General features: G+C 68.4%; 17 protein-coding genes and 1 pseudogene. 8 read left to right on the top strand and 10 right to left on the bottom strand.

Annotated features, from left to right (window positions below):
* Positions 1-389: nuclear transport factor 2 family protein (locus tag DQP56_RS17020; RefSeq protein WP_165825048.1), on the top strand; the 389-nt coding region annotated here is incomplete at its 5' end.
* A gap of 51 nt (positions 390-440) precedes the next feature.
* On the opposite strand, the pseudogene DQP56_RS17015 reads toward DQP56_RS17020, so the two are convergent.
* The 7 genes and pseudogenes from DQP56_RS17015 to sdhC form a co-directional block, all read right to left on the bottom strand.
* Positions 441-1058, bottom strand: a pseudogene (locus tag DQP56_RS17015) (carboxymuconolactone decarboxylase family protein); the annotation flags it as partial.
* 6 nt (positions 1059-1064) lie between these two features.
* Positions 1065-1856, bottom strand: a complete 792-nt coding sequence (locus DQP56_RS17010) for a phosphatidylethanolamine N-methyltransferase family domain-containing protein (protein ID WP_112687366.1) — start codon at positions 1854-1856, stop codon at positions 1065-1067.
* 135 nt (positions 1857-1991) lie between these two features.
* Positions 1992-2345 (bottom strand): DoxX family protein, encoded by a 354-nt coding sequence (locus DQP56_RS17005; protein ID WP_112687364.1) that lies wholly within the window; start codon positions 2343-2345, stop codon positions 1992-1994.
* Positions 2346-2503: 158 nt separating this feature from the next.
* Positions 2504-3295, bottom strand: coding sequence for a succinate dehydrogenase iron-sulfur subunit (locus DQP56_RS17000; RefSeq protein ID WP_112687362.1), 792 nt, complete (start codon positions 3293-3295; stop codon positions 2504-2506).
* Between the two features lie 77 nt (positions 3296-3372).
* Positions 3373-5127, bottom strand: a complete 1755-nt coding sequence (gene sdhA / locus DQP56_RS16995; RefSeq protein ID WP_112687360.1) for a succinate dehydrogenase flavoprotein subunit — start codon at positions 5125-5127, stop codon at positions 3373-3375.
* Between the two features lie 32 nt (positions 5128-5159).
* On the bottom strand, positions 5160-5627 hold the full coding sequence (locus DQP56_RS16990) for a succinate dehydrogenase hydrophobic membrane anchor subunit (protein WP_013830073.1): 468 nt from the start codon (positions 5625-5627) through the stop codon (positions 5160-5162).
* On the bottom strand, positions 5624-6055 hold the full coding sequence (sdhC, locus tag DQP56_RS16985) for a succinate dehydrogenase, cytochrome b556 subunit (protein ID WP_112687358.1): 432 nt from the start codon (positions 6053-6055) through the stop codon (positions 5624-5626). Before sdhC ends, DQP56_RS16990 begins: the two co-directional genes overlap by 4 nt.
* Positions 6056-6277: 222 nt before the next feature.
* Here sdhC and DQP56_RS16980 point away from each other — a divergent pair, with 222 nt between their 5' ends.
* Genes DQP56_RS16980 through DQP56_RS16970 form a run of 3 tightly spaced genes read left to right on the top strand, consistent with a single transcriptional unit; the run spans position 6278 to position 9050 of the window.
* Positions 6278-6670 (top strand): cytidine deaminase, encoded by a 393-nt coding sequence (locus tag DQP56_RS16980; protein WP_112687374.1) that lies wholly within the window; start codon positions 6278-6280, stop codon positions 6668-6670.
* Positions 6667-7965: a thymidine phosphorylase gene (locus tag DQP56_RS16975; protein ID WP_112687372.1), complete on the top strand. Its 1299-nt coding sequence runs from the start codon at positions 6667-6669 to the stop codon at positions 7963-7965. Before DQP56_RS16980 ends, DQP56_RS16975 begins: the two co-directional genes overlap by 4 nt.
* Positions 7962-9050, top strand: coding sequence for an adenosine deaminase (locus DQP56_RS16970; RefSeq protein WP_083037897.1), 1089 nt, complete (start codon positions 7962-7964; stop codon positions 9048-9050). The genes DQP56_RS16975 and DQP56_RS16970 overlap by 4 nt, the downstream gene beginning before the upstream one ends.
* Positions 9051-9120: 70 nt before the next feature.
* On the opposite strand, the gene DQP56_RS25040 is transcribed toward DQP56_RS16970, so the two are convergent.
* Both DQP56_RS25040 and satS read right to left on the bottom strand, forming a co-directional pair.
* The gene (locus tag DQP56_RS25040; RefSeq protein ID WP_205868902.1) at positions 9121-9684 is read right to left on the bottom strand and encodes an LGFP repeat-containing protein; all 564 of its coding nucleotides are present in this window, start codon (positions 9682-9684) and stop codon (positions 9121-9123) included.
* 230 nt (positions 9685-9914) lie between these two features.
* Positions 9915-11186: a protein export chaperone SatS gene (gene satS, locus DQP56_RS16960; RefSeq protein ID WP_112687356.1), complete on the bottom strand. Its 1272-nt coding sequence runs from the start codon at positions 11184-11186 to the stop codon at positions 9915-9917.
* Positions 11187-11459: 273 nt separating this feature from the next.
* On the opposite strand from satS, the gene DQP56_RS16955 reads away from it, so the two are divergent.
* The 4 genes from DQP56_RS16955 to upp all read left to right on the top strand — a co-directional run bounded on the left by DQP56_RS16955 (position 11460) and on the right by upp (position 15415).
* Positions 11460-11906 (top strand): hypothetical protein, encoded by a 447-nt coding sequence (locus DQP56_RS16955; RefSeq protein ID WP_112687354.1) that lies wholly within the window; start codon positions 11460-11462, stop codon positions 11904-11906.
* Positions 11907-11976: 70 nt separating this feature from the next.
* A complete protein-coding gene (locus DQP56_RS16950; protein WP_234825709.1) occupies positions 11977-13392 on the top strand; it encodes a PE-PPE domain-containing protein in 1416 nt (471 codons plus the stop codon).
* Positions 13393-13396: 4 nt separating this feature from the next.
* Positions 13397-14773, top strand: a complete 1377-nt coding sequence (locus DQP56_RS16945; protein ID WP_112687352.1) for a PE-PPE domain-containing protein — start codon at positions 13397-13399, stop codon at positions 14771-14773.
* A gap of 18 nt (positions 14774-14791) precedes the next feature.
* Complete coding sequence (gene upp, locus DQP56_RS16940) at positions 14792-15415, top strand: uracil phosphoribosyltransferase (RefSeq protein ID WP_112687350.1); 624 nt, start codon at positions 14792-14794, stop codon at positions 15413-15415.
* A 91-nt stretch (positions 15416-15506) separates the two neighbouring features.
* Here upp and DQP56_RS16935 read toward each other — a convergent pair.
* Positions 15507-16441 (bottom strand): phosphohexomutase domain-containing protein (locus tag DQP56_RS16935; RefSeq protein WP_526022711.1); only part of this gene is annotated, 935 nt, incomplete at its 5' end.

The following is a 16441-nucleotide window of genomic DNA, read 5'->3' as shown; positions in this document are numbered from 1 at the left end:
CGGTCGGGACGTTGATGGCCGCGATGGCCGCCGGTGACCTGGACGCGGTGGTGGCGCTGCTGCATCCCGATGTGACGTTCACCGGCGACGCCAACCGCCGGGCGCCGACCGCGGTGCGGACCATCCACGGCCCGGAGAAGGTGGCGCGGTTCCTGTTCGGCCTGGCGCGGCGCTACGGGCCTACGCTGGTCAGCGCGAACCAGTTGGCACTGGTCAACGGCGAGCTCGGCGCCTACACGTCCGGGGCTCCGGCTGCCGACGGGTTCGCCGAGTTGCTGCCGCGCGTCACCGCGATGACGGTGCGCGACGGCCTAGTCTATGCCGTCTGGGACATCGCTAACCCCGACAAGTTCAGTGGTTCTCCGCTGCGCGGTGCCGCGAGCCTGTAGTTAGCGAGATGTGCACTCGCACTTTTGCACGCTAACTACAGTCTCGGGACGTCACTGGGCCCACGGCACCCGGCAGGCATCCCCCGAGCTGAACCCCTGCTCGGTGATGCCCAGCGCCGAATACATCCGGGCCCGCATGTTCTCGACGCCGATCTGATACGTCAGCTCGATGACGCCGTCGTCGCCGAATCGCGCGCGCAGATCGGCGACCTGGGCGTCGGTGACCGAGTGCGGATCGGTGGTGACGGCGTTGGCGTAGGCAATGGCGGCCCGCTCGTCGGCGGTGAAGCGCGGCGAGGTGGCGTAGTCGTCGATCTCCTTGAGGCGTTCGACATCCAGGCCCTCCAAGCGGCTCAGCATGGCGCCGAAGTCCACACACCACGAGCAGCCGATGGTGCGGGCGGTCCAGAACACCGCCAGGTCGCGCACTCCGGCGGGCAGCTTGCGGGAGGCCGACTGCAGCAGGCCCTCATGCACGGCGTTGGCGACCAGCAGTCGCCGGTGATGCGCGATGACGGTGAAGGGCTCGGGGACCTCGCCGAAGCGCCGTTTGGCGTAGCGGTACATCGCGCGGGTCAGCAGGCCGGTCTTCTTGGGGGACAGCGGTTCGATACGCGGTTGAGTGCTCATACCCGGTAGACGAGGCAACTCGGCTTGATGTGACGAGCAGGGGTCTCAGAGCAGGAACGGCACCAGCGCCTTGCGGTCGGTGGGGTAGTCGGCGAACTTCTCCCGGTACCAGCGGTGCGTCTGCAGCGCCCGGGGGATCAGGTTGCCCGCGGTGATCAACAGGATGACCACGCCGGGCAGCGCCCAGGTCAGGATCGCGAAACCCGTCCAGGCGATGAGCTCGCCCAGATAGGCCGGGCTGGTGACGAATCGGAAGCCGCCGCCGAACGGAATCCGGTACTCGGCGGCACCGGGGTTGTTCTTGTCGCGCAGGTTGCGCACGATCGACTCGGAGCTGATCAGCAGCGCGAACCCGCACAGGTAGATCACCAGGCCCACCACGAAACGCGGGTCGGTCAGCCAGGAACGGCCGTACTGCCCCAGGTAGTCGTGGCTGAACAGCGCACCGTTGAGGTAGCCGTGCATCGTCGTGACGAGCATGCCCATCACCACCACCGAGATGTTGAATGTGCTGCGCTTGCCGGGCACCTGCCGGATCGCCAGCGGGAAGAACCAGCCGCGGTTGGCGTAGTGCAGCGCCCAGATCCCGGCCAGCACCAGCGACGTCGGCTCGAACCGGGCCGGCCCGCTCAAGTAGGCGATGGCGAAGACCACCGTCGCCGGGATCTCCATCAGCCACCAGCCGAACTTCGGGTTCAGGTTGAAGCCGAGTTTGGCCGACGAGAACCGGCCGTAGGAGCTCTGGCCGAAGAAGCCGCCGATGATCACGAACGCGGCGAAGCCGAACGCGAAGGTCAGGACGGTGTCGTAGACGCTGTTCCCGGTGTACCAATGCATGTCAGATGGTCTATCACGTCGCGGTGTGGGCGCCGCGGGCCCGTCTCACTCAATGGCGGCTGACAACAGCACCGTGAGCCTGTAGTTGCCGTGACGCCCACCCGTAATTTCACACGCCAACTACAGTCTCGCGGTTTACATCGACACCACAACGAAACCCAGTGCGGCGGTGCACAACGCAAGCATGCCGCTCGCATTGACGAACAGGTTCCGGCCGAAATCGCCGGCCGCGACGTGCATCCCGATGGCGACTGTGAAATAGCCGACCAGCGCCGCACAGGTCAGCAACGCAAGCGGCGGAAACCAGATCCCGAGGATCAGGCCGGCTGCGGCTGCCACCTTCAGTACCGGCAGCACGCGCCAGAAGCGACGGGGAAACCGGACGTCGACCAGGCAGTCGCGGATGAAGTCGACGGGTTTCCAGCAGAGAGCCGCATCGGCGAACTGGATCCCGGCCAGCACGGCCAGCGGCCACCACGTGACGATCATGACTGAGCTCCTCATGGTGTACGACGAATGGGGATACACCGTGGAGACGAGACAGCTCGCGACAATGTGACGGATTTGCCGAGCAGTCGCGAAAGCCCCCAACTCGCGGCGGAATTGGGGGCTTTCGCGACTGCTCGCGCAAAATGGTGCCAGGGAAATCAGCGGGCGAACATCAAGGCCCGCTTGACCTCCTGGATCGCCTTGGTGATCTCGATGCCGCGCGGGCAGGCGTCGGTGCAGTTGAACGTGGTGCGACAGCGCCATACCCCGTCGACCTCGTTGAGGATGTCCAACCGCTCCGCGGCACCCTCGTCACGCGAGTCGAAGATGAACCGGTGGGCGTTGACGATCGCCGCCGGCCCGAAATACGACCCCTCGCTCCAGTACACCGGGCAACTGGTGGTGCAGATGCCGCACAGGATGCACTTGGTGGTGTCGTCGTAGCGGTGCCGGTCGTGCTGGCTCTGGATCCACTCCCGGGTGGGCGGGTTGCCGGAGGTGATCAGGTACGGCTTGATCGCCTTGTAGGCGTCCATGAACGGTTCCATGTCAACCACGAGGTCTTTTTCCACCGGCAGCCCACGCATCGGCTCGATGGTCAGCGTCAGCTCCTTGCCCGGCTTTTTGGGCAGGATGTCACGCATCAGCAGCTTGCAGGCCAGCTTGTTGTTGCCGTTGACCCGCACCCCGTCGGAGCCGCACACCCCGTGCGCGCAGGAGCGCCGGAAGGTCAGTGTGCCGTCCAGGTAGCTCTTGACGTAGATCAGCAGGTTCAGCAGCCGGTCGGTGGGCAGCGCCGGCACCCGGAAGCTCTGCCAGCCGTCGGTGGCGGCGTACTGGTCGGGGTTCTCCGGGTTGTACCGGGCGATCTTGAGCGTGACCATCCGGGCGCCCTCGGGGACCGGCGGCAGCGGCGGGTCACCGGCCGGCGGGCCGTCGACCAGGGCCACCGGCGCCGCGCTCGACGGACCGGGCGAGCAGCAGCCTGAATCTGATGAGCAGCAGCCGGAGTCAGCTGAAGAGGACATCAGTACTTCCGTTCCTTCGGTTCGTAGCGGGTCTGCACCACCGGCTTGTAGTCCAACCGGATATCGGCGATCAGGTCGGTGCCTTCCTTGTAGGCCATGGTGTGGCGCATGTAGTTGACGTCGTCGCGGTTGGGGTAGTCCTCGCGGGCGTGCCCGCCGCGGGACTCCCGGCGATTCAGCGCACCGACCACGGTGACCTCGGCCAGCTCCAGCAGAAAGCCCAGCTCGATGGCCTCCAGCAGGTCGGAGTTGAAGCGTTTGCCCTTGTCGTGCACGGTGATTCGGGCGTAACGCTCCTTGAGCGCGTGGATGTCGCTCAACGCCTGCTTGAGCGTCTTCTCGGTGCGGAACACCGCGGCGTTGTTGTCCATCGACTGCTGCAGCGCACCGCGGATGTCGGCGACGCGCTCGTTGCCGTGCTCGGACAAGATGTCGGCGACCCAGTTGACCACCATCTCGGCCGGGTTGTCCGGCAACTCGGTGAACTCGTGGGTGTTGGCGTACTCGGCGGCCGCGATACCGGCGCGGCGGCCGAACACGTTGATGTCCAGCAGTGAGTTGGTGCCCAGCCGGTTGGCGCCGTGCACCGACACGCAGGCACACTCGCCGGCGGCGTAGAGCCCCGGCACCACCGCGGTGTTGTCGCGCAGCACCTGCCCGGTCACCGTGGTGGGGATGCCGCCCATCACGTAGTGGCAGGTCGGGTAGACCGGCACCAGCTCGGTGACCGGGTCCACACCCAGGTAGGTGCGGGCGAACTCGGTGATGTCGGGCAGCTTCTCCTCGAGCACGTCCTCGCCGAGGTGGCGCACGTCGATGTAGACGTAGTCCTTGTTCGGCCCGGCGCCGCGGCCCTCGAGCACCTCGAGCACCATCGAGCGGGCCACGATGTCGCGCGGCGCCAGGTCGACGATCGTCGGCGCGTAGCGCTCCATGAACCGTTCCCCGTCGGCGTTGAGCAGCCGGCCGCCCTCACCGCGCACCGCCTCGGAGATCAGGATGCCCAGCCCGGCCAGCCCGGTCGGGTGGAACTGGTGGAACTCCATGTCCTCCAACGGCAGACCCTTGCGGAAGACGACGCCCATGCCGTCACCGGTCAGGGTGTGGGCGTTGGAGGTGGTCTTGTACATCCGGCCCGAACCGCCGGTGGCCAGCACGATCGCCTTGGCGTGGAAGACGTGGATTTCGCCGGTGGCCAGCTCGTAGGCCACCACGCCGGTGGCCACCGGGCCCGACGGGGTGTCGGTGAGCACCAGGTCCAGCACGTAGAACTCGTTGAAGAACTCCACGTTGTGCTTGACGCAGTTCTGGTACAGCGTCTGCAGGATCATGTGGCCGGTGCGGTCGGCGGCGTAACACGCACGGCGCACCGGGGCCTTGCCGTGGTCGCGGGTGTGCCCGCCGAACCGGCGCTGGTCGATGCGGCCCTCGGGGGTGCGGGAGAACGGCATGCCCATGTTCTCCAGGTCCAGCACCGCGTCGATGGCCTCCTTGGCCATGATCTCCACGGCGTCCTGGTCGGCCAGGTAGTCGCCGCCCTTGACGGTGTCGAAGGCGTGCCACTCCCAGTTGTCGTCCTCGACGTTGGCCAGCGCCGCGCACATGCCGCCCTGCGCGGCGCCGGTGTGGCTGCGGGTCGGGTAGAGCTTGGTCAGCACCGCAGTGCGAGCGCGGGGCGCGGCTTCCACCGCCGCGCGCATCCCGGCGCCGCCGGCGCCGACGATCACCACGTCGTATCGATGTTCCTGAATCACCGCGATATCACCCGTTCGTAGGAGATCTGCCGTCAAGAAATGTTCGGGTCGAAGCTCAGCAGCACGTAGCTGCCCAGCGCCAGCGTGAAGACCATCGACACCGCCAGCAGGCTCAGCAGCCAGAACCGGCTGCGGCCGCTGCGGGTGTAGTCACTGATGATGGTGCGCATGCCGTTGCCGCCGTGCAGCTGAGCCAGCCACAGCAGGCTCAGGTCCCAGATCTGCCAGAACGGCGAGCGCCAGCGCTCGGCCACGAAGTTGAAGTCGATCCGGTACACCCCGTCGTCCCACATCAGCATGATGAACAGGTGCCCGAGCACCAGGAAGATCAGTACGGCGCCGGAGAACCGCATGAACAGCCAGGTGTACTTCTCGAAGTTGGCCATCCCCTTGTGCCGGAACGGCGCGCGCGGGTCGCCCAGGCTGGCGGGCCGATCGCGGTCCGGGCCGCGCACCGGGGCCAGCGCGCCGCGACCGAGTTGCAGATCAGGTGTGCTCATAAGAATCGCTCCGCCATGTGCATGCCGATCCGGACCACCACCGGAACCATCACCACCAGCCAGACGGCGCCGACCGCCACCAGCATCTGGCGCTGCCAGCGGCAGCCCTGCCACCAGAAGTCGATCAGGATCAGCCGGACGCCGTTGAGGCCGTGGAACAGCACCGCGGCGACCAGGCCCAGCTCCATCAGGCCGACGAGCGGGGTCTTGTAGGTCGCGATCACCTCGGTGTAGGCCTGCGGGCTGACCCGCACCAAAGCCGTGTCGAGCACGTGGACGAACAGGAAGAAGAAGATCGTCGCACCCGTGATCCGGTGCAGCGCGAACGCCCACATGCCGGGGTCGCCCTTGTACAGACTCTGCCGCCGGGGACGCCGGGTGGTCGCCTGCGTCCCGGCTCCCGCCGTCTCGGCGGATGTCGCCGTCATCTAGCGCCTCCAATATCTGTAGCCGCCATGCTTGCGGCAGCTACCCAACGCCATCGCTGTCAGTAAACCTCGGCTTGGACTCTAAACCCATCCACAGGGTCGAAACGACCACGCCGAAGTTACCGACGGGTAGAAATGGTCGAAGTTAGGGTGACGTTCGACAAGCCGAGCTGGACGGACAAGGTGACGCGATGGTCTCCGAACGATATGGGCGCAGCTGAGATGGCTGCCGTGGTCGACTGGGAAGTGTTGCGGCGCAATGCGATTTCGGTCGCCGCCAACGCCTATGCGCCGTATTCGCGGCTGCGGGTCGGCGCGGCCGCCCTTGCCGCCGACGGACGGTTGTTCACCGGCTGCAATGTGGAGAATGTCTCATATGGCCTGAGCCTGTGCGCCGAGTGTGCGGTGGTCGCCGCGCTGTGTACCGCCGGGGGAGGCCGGCTGGTGGCGCTGTCGTGCACCGATGCCGCCGGCAACCTGCTGATGCCCTGCGGCCGGTGTCGGCAGGTGCTGCTCGAACACGGCGGACCCGAGCTGCTCGTCGACCATCCCGCCGGCGCCCGGCGGCTCTCGGAACTGCTGCCCGACGCGTTCGGACCCGACGCATGGGGCTGAACCGCTCCTTTGACGCCCCGACCCTGATCGCCGCCAAGCGCGACGGTCACCGGCTGAGCGACGCCGCGATCGACTGGCTGATCGACTCCTACACGGCCGCCGAGATCGCCGAAGAGCAGATGGCGGCGCTGCTGATGGCGATCTTCCTGCGTGGCATGGACACCGGCGAGACCGCGCGCTGGACCGCGGCGATGATCGCCTCCGGGGACCGGATGGACTTCGGCGAGCTGCGGCGCGACGGGCGCCGGGTGCCCACCGTCGACAAGCACTCCACCGGCGGGGTGGGCGACAAGATCACGTTGCCGCTGGTGGCGGTGGTTGCCGCCTGCGGTGCCGCGGTGCCGCAGGCCTCCGGCCGCGGCCTGGGCCACACCGGCGGCACGCTGGACAAGCTGGAGTCGATCGCGGGTTTCGACCCGGTGCTGCCGACGGCCCGGCTGCGGGAGCAGCTGGCAACCGTCGGGGCGGCGATCTTCGCCGCCGGTGCCCTGGCACCGGCCGACGCCAAGCTGTATGCGCTGCGGGACATCACCGCCACGGTGGAGTCGCTGCCGCTGATCGCCAGCTCGGTGATGAGCAAGAAACTGGCCGAAGGGGCGCAGGCGCTGGTGCTCGACGTCAAGGTCGGCTCGGGCGCCTTCATGAAGTCGCCCGGTCAGGCCCGGCAGCTCGCCGAGCTGATGATCGACCTGGGGGCGGCCCACGGCGTGCCGACCCGCGCCCTGCTCACCGACATGAACAGCCCGCTCGGAGCGACCGTCGGCAACGCCCTGGAGGTCGCCGAGGCACTCGACGTGCTGGCCGGCGGCGGGCCCGAGGACGTGGTGGCGCTGACCGTGGCGCTGGCCACCGAGATGCTGGAGCTGGCCGGGCTGGACGACCGTGAGCCGGCCGCGACGCTGGCCGACGGCACCGCGATGGACGCCTTCGCCGCGATGGTCGCCGCCCAGGGCGGTGATCTGGGCGTCGCGCTGCCGGTGGCGGCATGCTCGGAGACCGTCACCGCATCCCGGGACGGCACAATGGGGGAAATCGACGCGATGGCGGTGGGTATGACGGCATGGCGGCTGGGAGCGGGGCGCTCCCGCCCGGGTGAACGGGTGCAGGCCGGTGCCGGCGTGCGCATCCACCGTCGGCCGGGGGAGCCGGTCACCGCCGGCGAGGCGCTGTTCACGCTGTACACCGACGCGCCCGAGCGGTTCGGGCCGGCGCACGCCGAGCTCGACGGCGGCTACCGGATCACCGACGCCGCGGCGGTCCCAGCGCGCCCACTGATCATCGGAGCGGCCCCGTGACCACACCGCTGACCCTGGAGACGATCCGGCAGGCGCCCAAGGCGCTGCTGCACGACCACCTCGACGGTGGGCTGCGGCCGGCCACCGTCGTCGACATCGCCGGGCAGGTCGGCTACGACGGCCTGCCCGCCACCGACACTGAAGAGCTGGCGACCTGGTTTCGCACCCGCTCGCACAGCGGGTCGCTGGAGCGGTATCTGGAGCCGTTCAGCCACACCGTGGCGGTGATGCAGACCCCCGACGCGCTGTTCCGGGTCGCCGCCGAGTGCGTGGAGGACCTGGCCGCCGACGCGGTGGTCTACGCCGAGGTGCGGTTCGCGCCCGAACTGCACATCGAAGGCGGGCTGTCGTTCGACGCGGTGACCGATGCGGTGCTGGCCGGGTTCGCCGAGGGGGAGCGCCGGGCCGCGGCGGCCGGCCGCGACATCACCGTGCGCTGCTTGGTCACCGCGATGCGGCACGCGGCGCTGTCGCGGGAGATCGCCGAGCTGGCGATCCGGTTCCGCGACAAGGGCGTGGTCGGGTTCGACATCGCCGGCGCCGAGGCCGGCCACCCGCCGAGCCGGCACCTGGATGCGTTCGAGTACATGCGCGATCACAACGCCCGCTTCACCATCCACGCCGGCGAGGCCTTCGGGCTGCCGTCCATTCACGAGGCGATCGCGTTCTGCGGCGCCGACCGGCTCGGGCACGGGGTGCGGATCACCGACGACATCACCGTCGATGACGACGGTCAGGTACGGCTGGGCCGGCTGGCGGCGATCTTGCGGGACAAGCGGATTCCGCTGGAACTGTGCCCGAGCTCGAACGTGCAGACCGGCGCGGTCGGCAGCATCGCCGAGCACCCGTTCGACCTTTTGGCGCGTGCCCGGCTGCGGGTGACGGTGAACACCGACAACCGGCTGATGAGTGACACCACCATGAGCAAGGAGATGGCGGTGCTCGCCGAGACGTTCGGCTACGGCTGGACCGATCTGCAGCGGTTCATGGTGAATGCGATGAAATCGGCATTCATCCCGTTCGATCAGCGGGTGGCGATAATCGAGGAAGTGATCAAGCCGCGATTCGCGGTGCTGGTCGGCTGAATCCGCCGGGTCGCTGAAAGGCGAAAGCCGGACAACCGCGATTGCGATTGCCCGGCCTTCTCCAACGAGATCAGTGCTCGGTGACAGTGGCCTCCGGGTCGCCTTCCTTCCAGGTGATGATGCCGTGCTCGAAGGTGGTCTGCTTGGTGCCGTCAGCGTTGGTGGTCTCATCGCTGGTCGGGTAACCGAGCTTGCCCTGCGAACCGCCCAGCTCGTTCCACTTGTCGCGGATCTTGCCCCACACCACGTATGACCGGGTGGTGTGAACGATCACGCCGCCGTCGAACTGCTGGTAGACGCCGCCGTCGGGGTTCTTCTGCTCGGCCCCGGTCGGCTCGCCCAGGCTCTGCTTGGCCTCGGCGTCCAGCGAGTCCAGCTTGGCCAGGATGGGGCCGGCGACGGTGTACTCCTTGCCGTCCGCGCCGGTCATCTCGGTGGAGCTGGCGGCGCCGCTCTCCTCGGTGGGGGTGGTGACCGCCGACGAGATCACCGAGCTGGCCGAGGATGCGACCGAGCTGGCCGAGCTCAGGGCCTCGCTGGCTTTCTCATTGGTGCTGCTGCAACCCGTGCCGATCAACCCGAGCCCCAAAACTGCGGCGGATACAGCTGCGGCTCGTTGTGTCGCCTTGCGCATGTGTAGTCCTTTCGAATTTGGAAGGGCCCCGCAAACCCACACGGCCCGGCCAGAGGTTATCGGCCAGATGTTATCGGGGATACGACCACCGGGCAATGAAATCGGGCAAATGGTTGCGGCAATTGTCGGTGAATTCCGGCGATACTTGCGGCCATACCCGCACCGCCGGCGATACCGACGATGCCGCCAGCCGCCGCTGCAGGGGCGGGAAAGCGCTGAGTTCGGGCGCGTTACTCGCGCCGCAGCCGCGACTGCACGAACTGCTCGAGCTGCTCCCATTCCTTGACCGCCGGAGCGAACGGACGCTGCGGTTCGGCCACCGATTCCCGATCGAGCACATAGCCGACCATTCGGCCCAGCGCGCGGTCCGGTTTGAGGGTTTCGGCGACCACGCCGTCCTCGGCGTAGCTGCCCACGTCCAGCAGGAACTCTACGGCCAGTTCAAGTTGCTCGCGGTCCACGGCGTCGGGCCCGTCGGTCAGGTCGTCGACCATCCCGGACAGCACGTAGACGTTGTCGTCGGTGATGTCGATGGCCAGTGAGCCGTCGGTCGCCGCGGTGCGGATGTCGTCGTAAGTGCTCAGATCCGACAGGTCGTGATCGTGCTCGTCGGCCAGGTAGCGGGCCAGGGCACGCTCGGAGTTGAACACGCTGATCCGGCCGTTGCGGCCGAGGAACACCGGCTCGTCGCCGAGGTAGCAGCGCAGCGTGAAGAACGTCCCGTTGTCGGTCATGATCCGGATCGGATCGATGCCCACCTTGGCCCAGAAGTCCGCGTCGCCGCCGAGTACCACGCGGTCACCGCGGGCGCGTTCGACGGCCGCCTCGGTGGTCTCGGTGGCGTCGGCGGTTTCGGCATCGGCGGCTGCCACCTCGGTCTCGGCCTCGGTCACCTCGACCGGGGGTTCTTCGGCCAGTTCGTCGGCTGCCCGCGACGACGCGGCGGCGTCGACGTCGGGTGTGCTGAGGACCCCTTCGATCGCCGCCAACACGTTGCTCCAGCTGCGGCCGATGATGTCGCCGATCTGGTTCCACCGCTTGCGACCGGCCCGGCCGGTGAAGTTGTCGACGCCACCGGCGAGCGTGCCCAGGCTCGGGTTGCCGTTGAAGAACTTCGTCACCGCGGTCAGGTCGCAGACCGTCCCGATGGACGAGACGATCTCCAGGGCGTCGGCCACCGAGCGCACGGACTGCTTGCTGGGCTTGTCGGCGAGCAGTTCCTCGACCGCGATCAGGTCGTACTGGCGGTTGCGGGGCGGGTTGAGCTTGTGCGCGTTGGCCTCGACCAGCCCCGGCCAGGCGGGATGATCCGCCAGGTCGTTGTCGGTGTTGGTCCGCACGAACGCCACCAGGTCGGCCGCGGTGGCGAAGACATAGAGGTCTTCGTCCTTGCCGAGGAACGCCTCCCACTCGTCACCGGCGTCGCGCCAGCGCGGCGCCCACAGCGTGTAGCGGTCACCGGCGGTCACCGCAAGACGGATCGGTACGAGGTCAGCTGCCATGGCGCACAGAGTAGCGAGGTGCCCGGCGGCTGCCCGAACCGGGATTAGCGCCGGGATCAGCGCAAGGATTGGCGACCGGATTGGCGACCGGATTGTCACCGCCCGCATCCGCGGATAAAGAATCCTGAATTTCTTGTGTTAACAATGGCGTCGCCCTCATCTGTTGGTTAGGTTCACTTTCGCCGGGATGTGTGTGCAACGCATAAAGCCCGGGTCGGGGAGGCCGCGATGACGACTATGCGATTACGTCAGCGGGGGGCGGCGGTAGCGGCGGTGCTGTGCGCCGTCATGGTGGCCGCGACGCCCACGCATCCGGGCGCCGGTTTCGGCGTGGACCAGCTCACCGCCCGGCTGCGGCTGCTGGCCGACGAGGGCTGGATCATGGGCGGCACCGGCGTGCCCGACCCGACCGTCGGCTCCTACCTCAGCCAGATCCTGGCCGGCTATCTGCAACCGGCCTCGCCGCACTTCGACGGCCAGCCGAGTTTCCCCGGCTACAACTTCGTCGGCCTGACCACACCCGAGCAGTTCTGCCCGTTCGTGTCCTGGTCAGCCTGGGTTTCGACCTCTTCAACTTCTTCGTCGCCTAGCGGCGCGACGGGCGAGTCGCCGCAGACGCCGGCAGAACGTCCGTCCACCGTGATGAACGACTGGACCATCATCGTGGAGTTGACAACGCGCGCTTTCTTTATAGGCTCTACGCTGAATTCCGCCTTATAGATCCATGTGAAGTCGTCAGGCGGGGTCCTACTGCGACTAATGGCGTGACGCGACGACCCGGGAGGCCCGAATGACGGCTACACGACTGCACCGGTTGGGTGCGACGGCACTGGCGGCGCTGTGCGCGGTGCTGCTCGGGTTGTCGTCGCTGCTGGCGCCGACGCTGGCGTCTCGGCTGGAGAAGGCGATCGCCGAGATCGTGCTGCTGGCCGGCGGGGGCTGGATCATGACCGGCACCGGCCAGTCCGACCCGACCATCGGCAACTACATGGACGTGGTGCGGGACTTCTACCTGCAGCCGTTGGCGCCGTGGTTCGCCGGGCAGACGGTCTTCCCCGACTACACGTTCGAGGGCCTGATCACCCCCGAACAGTTCTGCCCGATCATCTGCCAGCCGTTGCCGGTCCCGCAGCTGGACTTCGCGGCCTCGCTGGCGGAGGGCTCCGCCAACTTGGACGCGGCGATCCGCCCGCAGCTGGAGGCCGGCGAGCAGGTCACGGTGTTCGGCTACTCGCAGAGCGCCGTGGTCGCCACCCTGGCGATGCAGAAGCTGCTCGCCGACGTGCCGGGCGGCTCCTACGACCCCGACAACCTGCACTTCGTGCTGATCGGTGACCCGAACAGCGCGATCGGCGGCATCCTGAGCCGGCTGGACTTCGCCGACGGCCTCGACGGGAACATGCAGCACATCCCGTTCCTGGGCATCCCGCTGGGCATCGGGGCGGGTCCGACCGACTTCGCGGCCAGCATCTACAGCACCGAATACGACGGCTGGTCCAGCTTCCCGCAGGACCTCACCAACCTGCCGGCGGTGATCAACGCGCTGATGGGCATCCCGGCGGTGCACGGCGCCTACTTCAACGACAACCTCGGCAACGCGATCGACCTCGGCTCGATCGGCGGGAACGACTTCTACATGCTTCCCACCGCCCAGTTGCCGATCCTGGGACCGCTCTACGGGCTCGGCGACTTCGGCAAGCTGGCCGGTGACGCGCTGGCGCCGTTGCTCAAGCTGGTCATCGACTGGGGTTACGGCAACCCGGGCGCCCCGGATGCCGGCATCACCGTCGACGGTGTCGACCCGATCGGGGCGGCCGGCGCCTGGGCGGTCACCGCGACCGGTCAGCTGTCGGAGGACACCGGCGTCGCCGGGTTCCTGCTGCGGATGGACCCGCTGCAGATGCTGGCCGGCCTGCAGTACGCCGGGGTGCAGAGCCTGACCAACACCATCAACAACCTGCTGGACTTCGCCGGGCAGGACCCGCTGTCGCAGTCGGTGGTCGACACCCTGCTGGGCGGCTACAACCTCACCCTCGAGCTGGACCAGCTGCTGCTCAACGGGTGGCAGGACCTGGCCACCGAGTGGAACCTGCTCGACGTGCTGGGGCCGGACGCGATCTTCAACGGTGCGCCGCTAATCTCCGCGCAGCCGCTGCTGGACCTGCTCGGGGTGGGCTTCAGCATCCTCAACTACCTCGACGCCTGATCCGATGCGACACCGGCGTCTGCTGGGGGCAGCACTGCTCGCAGCGGCGTCGGTGGCGGCGGCCGGTGCGCCGGCCGGGCCTGGCCCGCAGTTCCGGCCCGACGTGGTGCTGCTGGCCGACGATGGCTGGATCATGGGGCCGACCAGCATCCCCGACCCCACCGTCGGCGGCTACCTGGAGTCGGTGCTGGACCGGTTCCTGCAACCCGTCACGCCGTGGTTTCCCGGGCAGCCGACGTTCCCGGGCTACCGGTTCGAGGGCCTGGTCACCCCCGAGCAGTTCTGCCCGCTGGTGTGCCTGCCGCCGCCGAACCCCTACCTGACCTTCGCCGAGTCGGTGGCCCGCGGCGTCGACATCCTGCACGACGCCGTCGTGCCGCAACTAGAGGCCGGCGATCACGTCACGGTGTTCGGCTACTCGCAGAGCGCCACCATCTCCACCCAGGAGATGATCAACCTGCTCGCCGAGCCGCCGAGCGGCGGCTATGACCCCGACAACCTGGACTTCGTGCTGATCGGCAACCCCAACAACCCGCTCGGCGGGGTGCTGACCCGCTTCCCGGCCTACCCGCTGTTGAGCGACCAGCCGGTGCACCTGCCGTTTTTGGGCATCCCGCTGAGCATCGGGCCCACCCCGACCAGTGGGTTCGACATCGACAGCTACACCGGCGAGTACGACGGCCTGGCCAACTTTCCGCAAGACCCGGCCAACCTGCTGGCCATGCTCAACGCGCTGATCGGCACGGCGACCGTGCATTTCTCCTATCTGGAGTTCGACAACCTCTCCGAGACCGTCGAGCTGGGCACCATCGGTGACACCGACTTCTACCTGATCCCCCAGCAGCTGCCGATCCTGTGGCCGCTCTATGCGCTCGGTGACGTCGGCAAAGTCGTCGGCGACGCGCTGGCGCCGTGGCTCAAAGTGGTCATCGACTGGGGCTACGGCAACCCGGGCGACCCGTTCGTGGGCGTCAACGGAACCGACGCGGTGGGGCCCTGGGCGGTCACCGCCGGCGGGCAGCTGGCCGAGGGCTCGGGCGTCGCCGGGTTCCTGCTGCGGATGGATCCGCTGCAGATGCTGGCCGGCGTGCAGTACGCCGCGGTGCGCAGCGTCGTCGACCCGGTCAATGCCCTGCTGGGCTTCGCCGGGCATGAACCGCTGCCCGATTCGCTGGTCGAGGCCCTGCTGACCGGCTACCGGCTCACCAACGAGGTGGACGCCGCACTGCTGGATGCCTGGCAGCAGCTGGCGGTGACCCTCGGCGTGGCCGACTGGCTCGGCCCGGACGCGGTGTTCAACGGCGAACCGCTGCTCTCGCTGGAGCCGCTGCTGGACATGGGCGCGGTGGTCTTCGAGATCCTCAACCTGCTCGGCGCATGACCCGTAGGGTTTGAGCCCGTGACTGTCCGTGTCGTCGATCATCCGCTGGCCGCCGTCCGGCTGCGGTCGCTGCGCGACGAGCGCACCGGCAGCGCCGGATTCCGGGCGGCGCTGCGCGACCTGACCTGGATGCTGGTCTACGAGGCGACCCGTGAGACGCCCTGCGAGCAGATCGCCGTGCGCACCCCGGTGGCCGACACCGTCGGTGCGCGGCTGGCCTGCCCGCCGCTGCTGGTGCCGGTGCTGCGCGCCGGGCTGGGTATGGTCGACGCCGCGCACGCCCTGATCCCCGAAGCCGAGGTCGGATTCGTCGGTGTGGTGCGCGACGAGGCCACCCACCAACCGGAGCCGTACCTGGCGTCGCTGCCGGTGGACCTGAGCGGCCGGGGGGTCATGGTTCTCGACCCGATGCTGGCCACCGGCGGCTCGATGGCCCACACCCTGGGACTGCTGATCGAGCGCGGCGCGGCCGATATCACCGTGCTGTGTGTGGTGGCGGCACCGGAAGGCATTGCGGCGCTGAAGAACACCGCCGCCGACGTGCGGTTGTTCACCGCCGCGATCGACGACGGGCTGAACGAGAACGCCTACATCGTCCCGGGGCTCGGCGATGCCGGCGACCGGCAGTTCGGGCCGCGCTGACCCCCTTTCGCCGAGCGTGCGTGTTTGTACGCTGCTGTTCGGCGTGTCGCGTACAAGCACGCACGCTCGGCGCATGGTTGACGCCGGCGCCCTACCAGCTGCGGACCTCCGCGGCGACGGCCGCGCACAGCCGCGACGCCTCGGCGCGGTCGCCGGCCACATCATCCGACGGCGGCCGGGTCACTTCGAGGTAGCACTTGAGTTTGGGCTCGGTGCCCGACGGCCGCACCACCACCCGCACCGAGGTGCCCTCACCCACCCCGCTGAACTCCAGCGCATCGGTGGCCGGCCCGCGGCGGTGCATCAGATCGGTTGCGGTCACGGCGAATCCGGCCAGTGACGTCGGCGGGGCGGCGCGCAGCCGGGCCATCACCGCGGTCGCCTCGGCCAGGTCAGCGACCCGGCGCGACACCGCCTCGGTGACGTGCACGCCGTGGCGGCGGGCCAGCTCGTCGAGCGCCGCGGGCACCGAGGAGCCCTGATCGCGCAGCGCCGCCATCAGGTCGCAGGACAGCACCGCGGCGGTGATGCCGTCCTTGTCGCGCACCGCATCCGGGTCGACGCAGTAGCCGATCGCTTCCTCGTAGGCATAGACCAGGGTGGCACCGGGCAGGCCGGCATCGGCGCGAGCCAGCCACTTGAACCCGGTCAGCGTCTCCACGTGGCGAGCCCCGTAGTGGTCGGCGATGCGCGCCAGCAGCTGCGACGACACCACGGTGCTGGCGACCACCGCATCGGAGACCCGCTGCCGGGGCAGCCGTGAGAGCAGGTAATCGCCCAGCAGCCAACCGGTCTCATTGCCGGTCAGCATCCGCCAGCCGGCCGGTCCGGGGATGCCGACCGCGCACCGGTCGGCGTCGGGATCCAATGCGATCGCGATGTCCGCGTCGACGTCGGCGGCCAGTTCCAGCAGCTCGTCGGAGGCGCCCGGCTCCTCCGGATTGGGGAAGGCGACGGTGGGGAAATCCGGATCCGGTTCGAACTGGCTTGTCACGGTGTGGATGTCGGTGAATCCCGCGGCGCGCA

Source organism: Mycolicibacter senuensis, assembly GCF_003284925.1.
Lineage (GTDB): Bacteria > Actinomycetota > Actinomycetes > Mycobacteriales > Mycobacteriaceae > Mycobacterium > Mycobacterium algericum_A.
This window is presented reverse-complemented; position numbering and strand designations above follow the sequence as displayed.